This window comes from Streptomyces sp. A012304, from assembly GCF_026008495.1.
Classification (GTDB): Bacteria; Actinomycetota; Actinomycetes; order Streptomycetales; family Streptomycetaceae; genus Streptomyces.
On the sequence record NZ_BQUN01000062.1, the window covers coordinates 1 to 7,393 of the forward strand.

Consider the following 7,393-nt stretch of genomic DNA (forward strand, 5'->3'; position numbering starts at 1 on the left):
TCGTGGCGAACATGAAGAAGATCTCCGACGCCTACGGCAAACCGTTCCTGCAGAGCGAGTTCGGCGGTCGCGTCGACAGGGCGTCCTCCACCCGGGCCGCGCTGGTCGCCTACATCAAGGCGCTGAAGGCGAACGGGGGGCAGGGCATCTTCTACTGGGAGCCGGAGTGCATGTCCCCGTTCACCGGCTACAACATGGGCGCCTGGGACTCCGCGACCAAGCGGCCCACCGCCATCATGGACGGCTTCACCCAGGCCTGAGCGACCGGCGCGGACCTCACCCCACCTCCGCATCTCCGTGGCCAAGGACTGGATACATGTTTGTAATGAACATGGCATTTTGTGCTCGTGGTGGGCGCGGGGTCCGACTGGAGCGGCGGGCCTGCTGACCCTCGCGACGCTGGTCGGCACCGGTGCGGTGCAGGCCGGTGCCGCGACGCCGTAGCCCCTGCCGGCCGGTTGCAGCGGCGGGAGTCGTCGTCAAGGCCGCCAGCGGGCGGGCGGTGCCTTGTCATGTACATGCTCAGAAAGGCGAGGGCTGTGTCGAAACAAGGGACAACCGGTGGGCGTCCAGGTGCCCTGGGCCAGGTCGGCGGACAACGCGGCGGCCGTCCACACCCGACTGTCACCAGTCCGGCGGCGACAGCGCGTCGCCGGTGGAACGAGTATCCGGAGGTTGAGCTCCATGTGTCGCAGTGAAGTGCACGCCGGCCGGGCGGAGCCCCGCTCGTTGAACCGGGTGTTGAGGTGGCTCGCGTCCGCGGTCGGTCTCGTGCTCCTCGTGGCCCTGGCCGGGGCGGGCCCGGCACCGGCTGCCGAGAATCCGTACCAGCGCGGCCCCGCGGCGGTTGCCGAGAATCCGTACCAGCGCGGTCCGGACCCGACCCGCGACAGCGTGGCCGCTTCGCGTGGCACGTTCGCCACCGCTTCGGTGAAGGTGCCGGAGGGCAACGGCTTCACCAAGGGGGTGATCTACTACCCGACCGACACCCGTCAGGGCACGTTCGGTGCGATCGCGTTCGTGCCCGGTTACCACGGCTCGTGGGCCGCTTTGGAGTGGACGGGGCCTTGGCTGGCCTCGTTCGGGTTCGTCGTGATCGGGTTCGAGGCGATCAACCCCGGCGACGGGGACACCGCCCGCGGGACCCAGCTGCTGGCCGCGTTGGACTACCTGACCCAGCGCAGTCCGGTGCGGGACCGGATCGACCCGAACCGGACGGCGGTCATTGGCCACTCGATGGGTGGTGGCGGGGCCGTGTCCGCAGCGTCACGGCGTCCGTCGTTGAAGACCGCGATCGGGCTGGCGCCGGCCATCTTCTCGACGGACATGCGCACCATGCAGGTGCCCACCATGCTGATGGCGGGGCAGAACGACGAGACGGTCACGCCGTCGTACGTCAAGAACTTCTACAACCAGATTCCGTGGTCGACGGAGAAGGCCTACCTCGAACTCACCGGCGCCGGTCACGGCTTCCCCAGCTGGACGCCGAACTCGGTGATGATGCGCAAGGTCATCCCCTGGTTCAAGATCTTCGTTGACCACGATGCCCGCTACAGCCAGTTCCTGTGCCCGCTGATGGACTGGACCGGCATCAGCGCCTACCAGGGCACATGCCCACTCCTGCCCGGCGGGCCGACCCCCACGCCCACCCGCTACGAGGCGGAAGACTCCCCGGCAGTGTGCACCGGCACCATCGACTCCAACCACACCGGATACACCGGCACCGGGTTCTGCAATGGCAGCAGCGCCGTCGGCGCCCACGCCCAGTTCACGGTCAACGCGGCCACCGTGGGCACGGCGACCCTGCGGCTCCGGTTCGCCAACGGCACCACGACCGCACGGCCGGCCTCGCTGATCGTCAACGGATCGACCGTCCACACGCCATCGTTCGCAGGCACCGGCGCCTGGAACACGTGGGTCACCCAAACCCTGACCGTCACGCTGAACGCCGGCAGCAACACCATCCAAGTCAGCCCCACCACCTCCGCCGGCCTGCCCAATATCGACCACCTCGAAGTCACCACCACGTAGAAAACGCCTCATGACGGCTTCGACCAGATCGGGCAAAGGGAGGTTTCCCCACGTCTGGACAGCGTTTGGTAGCAGCGGCCATGAGCGCCGGATGAAAGTCGATTCCGCCTGATCCGTGACGTAGAAACGATTCGACAGAGGGAAGGAAAGGCAATGGAGCCGAAAACCGATCTGTGGCCGCGCCGCAGATTTCTCGCCACCGTCGGAGCGGCATCCGTCGGCGGGGTGGGTCTGAGTGTGTTCGGCGCTGAGCGCTCGGCCGGAGCGGCGGGCGCGGCGACAACGGTGTCGTACGTGGACACGACGCAGTCCACGTACGACAAGCTGGTCCTGATGGTCGACGGCAAGCCGTTCTACCACAGCGGCATCCAGTTCCGGTATGAAAAGCACCGGTACAGCTACGGCTGGACCGACGCCCAACTGAGGCCGGTGCTGGGAATGGTCGCCCAAGACGGCTTCAACGTCGTGAACATACCCATCTGGTGGTCGAAGATCGAGACCTCCAGGGACAACTTCAGCTGGGCAGACGTCGATCGGATGATCGACTGGTGCAAGGAGTACGGCCTCAAGCTCGAATTCTTGTGGTTCGGGCACGACTCCACCGGTTTCAGTTTCCCGGCGCGACTCCCGTCCTATGTCCTGAACGGCTACCAGTACGTCGTCCGCCCCGATGGCACGGAGCTGCGGAAGAAAGGCACCGGCGAACCGGGCGAACCGCCGGAAGGCTTCGGACTGCTGGACAAGACCGACCCCAACCTGCTCAGCCGGGAGAAGTACGCCTTGGGTCGGCTCATGAATCACGTCGCGGCCTACGACACCGGTCACACCGTTGTGGGCGTGCAGCTGCTGAACGAGCCGAACGTCTCGGGACTGTGGGACGTCAGGATCGACCGGAGCTACAGCTCCTACGCCAACGCTCTGTGGCGAAGCGGCGGATACACCAACGCGACAGAGTTCCGCAAGGACGTGCTCCTGAACTATCTGAGCGGACTCGGCCAGGCCGTCAAGGAGTCGGACTACGTCGTCTACACCAGGTCGAATCCCAAAGGTGACGCGGATATTGCCGACAACGAGGCCCGTCGCGCTCGGGGTATGGCGTATCTCGACTTCTTCGGCTACGACCCGTACACGACCAGCGTCGACTACGTGTTCGACTACGGGCAGGACGCCTTCTGGGCCCAGGGCCGGAACTTCCCGATGATCATGGAGAACTACGCCGGCAACTCCACCGCCGACATTCTCAAGTTCAACGCCGTCGCGGGCAACGCCGCATACAACCTCTATGCGGCCGTGGACCCGGACGCCCACAGCGGCAGCTCCGACAAGGCACTGTACGACTTCAACCCGACGACGAAGGTGGTGACCCGCAAGGCCGTCTCCCCGAAGGTCACCGCCATGAACCACCTGATCAACAAGATCAGCACGGATCTCGCGACCAAGCGCCCCGTCGAGCGTGGCGGAACCAAGCTGCAGACGTTCAACCGGACCGCCACCGCGAGCAGCAACACCACCAAGACACTCGACGGTCAGAGCGTGTCCTACGCGACCTCCAGCGGTGGGCAGGGCATCGCCGTCAAACACAGCCCCACCGAAATCGCCGTGCTCAGCAGCAAGGCCGCTACCTTCACGCTGCCCGGCGGCTCGATCGGGTCCGTGGAAAGCGGCTACTACGACAGCGACAACACCTGGGTGCGGACCGCATCGAAGTCCTACAGCCCATCGGGCGGAAGAATCGCCATCAACCTGAACGCAGGTGACTGCGTCCGCGTTGCCTACTCCGGCGGCTCCTCCGGTCCCGTCAGCGGGGCCACGTACAAGATCAGGAACTCGTCGACGGGCAGGTACCTCGATACCGACGCGGACGGCGCGGTGGTTCTTGCCCCCGCCAGCACCTACGACGACCAGGACTGGATCCTCACCCAGACCACGTCTGGCGCCTGGACGGTCCGCAACGTCAGGACCGGGCGGTTCTACCTGTCCGCGGGCGCCACCAGCAACGCCGTCTTCTGGAACTCCGGCGCCGTCGCCGCCGACTCGCTCTGGAATCTGGAACCGGTCTCCTCCGGAGGCTTCCGCCTCAACAACCAGAGCACGGGCATCGAGTACCTCCACGCGACCTCCTCCGGCGCGGTCAGGTGGAACACCGGAGCCACCGACGCGGGCACGGTCTGGACCTTCGAACCCAAGTAACTGACGAGACGGGCATACCCATGGTTTCACCAGCAGGAAAGATCAAAGCAGTTTGCCTGGCGCTGATGTTGTCGGTCGTCGCATCTGTCGCCGGCCTGACCAACCAGGCATCGGCCGACACCACGACACAGCTGAACGCCTCCCAGATCGTCGCCGACATGGGCGCCGGCTGGAACCTGGGGAACCAACTGGAGGCCAACTCCAACGGATATCCCAGCGAAACGGCATGGGGCCAGCCGGCCATTACGCAGGCCCTCATCGACAAGGTGAAATCCGCAGGATTCAAAACCATACGAATCCCGGTCTCCTATCTGGGGCACATAGGCCCCGGCCCGGACTACAGGATCAACGCCGCCTGGCTGAACAGGATCCAGGAAGTCGTCAACTACGCCTACAACCGCGGCCTGTACGTGCTGATCAACATGCACGGCGACGGCTACAAGACCATCTACGGCTCCTGGCTGATCTGTGACTCGTCCAACCAGACGGCGATCAGGGCGAAGTACCAGAAAGTCTGGCAACAGATCGCGACCAGGTTCCAGAACTACGACCAGCGCCTGATCCTGGAGTCCATGAACGAAAACTTCGACGGTCAATGGGGCCGCCCCACCCAGCCGTGCTACTCGAACATCAACAGCTACAACCAGATCTTCGTGGACACCGTCCGGAGGACCGGCGGGAACAACGCTTCACGGTGGCTGCTCGTTCCCGGCTGGAACACGAACATCGACTACACCGCGGGGAACTACGGCTTCGTGCTGCCGACCGACCAATATCGCTCCCCCTCCATCCCCAGTAATGAACAGCGCATCATGATCTCCGTTCACTACTACGACCCGTGGGACTTCGCCGGAGCAGAAAGCGGCACCATAACGCAGTGGGGACGAGCAGCGACCAACCCGTCAAGGACGTCGACCTGGGGACAGGAGGGCCATCTGGACGCGCAGATGAAGAAGATGTACGACAAGTTCGTCGTGCGGGGATACCCGGTAGTCGTCGGTGAATACGGTGCGATCGACAAGTCATCGTTCGATGCATCGAACCCGAGGTATCGTGCGGACTACGTGCGCGCCGTCGTGTCCACCGCCAAGAAGTACGGAGCGGCCACAATCTACTGGGACAACGGCGCGACCGGACGGTACGGTTTCGGGCTGATCAACCGACGCACTCTGGCGGTGAGCCATCAGGGCGTCATCAACGCCATCATGAGCGGCCTCGGCGCGGGCCGTGGCAACCCTGGTCTACTGACCGGCACACACAAGACCAAGAACACGGCGACAGGCATGTAGCTCGACTCGGACGCGAACGGCGCGGTCGTCTTTGCCTCCGGCAGCACCTACGACGATCAGGGCCGGGCTCTCACCCCGACCACGTCCGGCGCCTGGACGGTCCGCAACGTCAGGACCGGGGTCGACCAACCGGACGGGCTTCGCCTGATACCGCCGAGGTAGATGGTCCTCTTGGCGATGCCCGTCCGGCGGGTGGACTGGGATCCGCAGTGCTGGTTGCGGAGGTCGTGATGGCATCGCGTCTGAGACGGGTCAACCTGGAGGGTCGGGCACCATCACGGTGTTCTTCCAACGCTGGCTGGCGCGCCTGCCGCTGCCACTGAAGCTGATCTCAAACACGCTCCAAGAGGTCTCCCCTGCCATGCCCGCCCTGGATCCTCGACAGCAACGCCCGATCCGTTCTCGCCTACCAGTCGAGCGGATGCTGCCGGGGGGCGCACCCGCCGGAGCAGGGGAGAAGGTCCCCGCTGCCACCACGCAGCCTGGCCCCATATCGGCAGCGACAGCCGGCGACACCGCTCACGGTGTTCCGCGTCCCGGAACACAAAGTGGCCCATCGCGGTGGTGATGTCTAAACCGGTGTACAACCGCCGCTTCCGCTTCCCTCTGGAGGTAACCCGTGTCGACCAGGCTCGACAACGCAAGCCCGGACACCGTGCCACCAGCGGTGGTCGAGGCAGCCGACCTGCTGGCGGAAGCTGCCCGTACCGGGGCCGCTTGTCCGCCGGTGCGAACGCTGTTCGACGAAGGGGGCGATCTGGAGACCGCGTACGCCGTGCAGCAGCTGAATGTCCGGCGCGCCCAGGCCGTCGGCCGCCGGGTCGTGGGCCGCAAGATCGGCCTCACTTCGGTGTCCGTGCAGCGCCAACTGGGCGTGGACCAGCCCGATTTCGGGGCGCTGTTCGCGGACATGGCGGTGGCCGACGGCGGCCGGGTGCCACCCGGACGGTTGCTGCAGCCCAAGGTGGAGGCCGAGGTCGCGCTGGTGCTGGGCCGCGATCTGCCGCACCGCGAGTGCACCGTGGTGGACGTGCTGCGCGCGGTCGACTTCGCACTCCCTGCTCTGGAGATCGTGGACAGCCGGGTACGGGGGTGGGACATCACCCTCGTCGACACGGTCGCCGACAATGCCTCCTGCGGCCTGTACGTCCTCGGCGGCGCCCCGCTGTCGCTCACCGGAGTCGATCTGCGCGCCGTGACGATGACCATGACCCGGAACGGTGAAACCGTCTCGGAGGGCACCGGTGCCGACTGTCTGGGCAGCCCGCTGAACGCGGCCGTCTGGCTTGCCTCCGCCCTGGCCGAGCGGGGCGACCCGCTGCGCGCCGGAGACCTGGTGCTCACCGGAGCCCTGGGGCCGGTCGCTCCCGCCGCCCCCGGTGACCGGTTCGAGGCGTCCATCAGCCACCTGGGCACCGTGGGTGTCGAGTTCACGAGTGAGAAGAACGCAGCATGAGCGCACGGACCAAGGTCGCCGTCATCGGCTCGGGCAACATCGGCACCGACCTGATGATCAAAAATGCTGCGGCTGTCGGAGACCCTCGACATCGCGGCGATGGCCGGCATCGACCGGGACTCCGAGGGCCTGGCCCGCGCCCGCCGCCTGAAGGTGGCCACGACCCACGAGGGCGTCGAAGGACTCGTCAGGCTGGACGAGTTCGCAGATGTCGAAATCGTCTTCGACGCCACGTCAGCTGGCGCACACCGGCACCACGAAAACATACTGCGCCCGCTCGGCCGCACCCTCGTCGACCTCACTCCGGCCGCGATCGGCCCGTACGTGGTGCCGCCCGTCAACGGCGACGTCCACATCGACGCGCCGAACGTCAACATGGTCACCTGCGGCGGCCAGGCCACCATCCCGGTCGTCGCCGCGGTCGACT

General features: G+C 65.9%; 4 protein-coding genes and 3 pseudogenes. All 7 read left to right on the top strand.

All coding sequences use genetic code 11. From position 1 onward, the window contains the following. Positions 1–260 (top strand): annotated as a pseudogene (locus tag ALMP_RS14090) (arabinogalactan endo-1,4-beta-galactosidase); the annotation flags it as partial. 424 nt (positions 261–684) lie between these two features. Continuing rightward, a pseudogene (locus tag ALMP_RS44370) lies at positions 685–1,464 on the top strand (alpha/beta hydrolase family protein); the annotation flags it as partial. A gap of 111 nt (positions 1,465–1,575) precedes the next feature. Next, on the top strand, positions 1,576–2,031 hold the full coding sequence (locus tag ALMP_RS44375) for a carbohydrate-binding protein (protein ID WP_375803482.1): 456 nt from the start codon (positions 1,576–1,578) through the stop codon (positions 2,029–2,031). A gap of 153 nt (positions 2,032–2,184) precedes the next feature. After that, positions 2,185–4,221, top strand: a complete 2,037-nt coding sequence (locus ALMP_RS14105; RefSeq protein ID WP_264927594.1) for a DUF4978 domain-containing protein — start codon at positions 2,185–2,187, stop codon at positions 4,219–4,221. Between the two features lie 20 nt (positions 4,222–4,241). Then, the gene (locus ALMP_RS14110) at positions 4,242–5,510 is read left to right on the top strand and encodes a glycoside hydrolase family 5 protein (RefSeq protein ID WP_264927596.1); all 1,269 of its coding nucleotides are present in this window, start codon (positions 4,242–4,244) and stop codon (positions 5,508–5,510) included. Positions 5,511–6,177: 667 nt separating this feature from the next. Beyond that, positions 6,178–6,966: a 2-keto-4-pentenoate hydratase gene (mhpD, locus tag ALMP_RS14115; protein WP_309299472.1), complete on the top strand. Its 789-nt coding sequence runs from the start codon at positions 6,178–6,180 to the stop codon at positions 6,964–6,966. Continuing rightward, positions 6,963–7,393: pseudogene (locus ALMP_RS14120) on the top strand (acetaldehyde dehydrogenase (acetylating)); the annotation flags it as partial. The gene mhpD and the pseudogene ALMP_RS14120, both read left to right, overlap by 4 nt.

Bases quoted from the DNA above. Each gene is read 5' to 3' on its own strand.
- ALMP_RS44375 (WP_375803482.1), top strand. From the start codon at position 1,576: ATGGACTGGACCGGCATCAGCGCCTACCAGGGCACATGCCCACTCCTG.
- ALMP_RS14105 (WP_264927594.1), top strand. From the start codon at position 2,185: ATGGAGCCGAAAACCGATCTGTGGCCGCGCCGCAGATTTCTCGCCACC.
- ALMP_RS14110 (WP_264927596.1), top strand. From the start codon at position 4,242: ATGGTTTCACCAGCAGGAAAGATCAAAGCAGTTTGCCTGGCGCTGATG.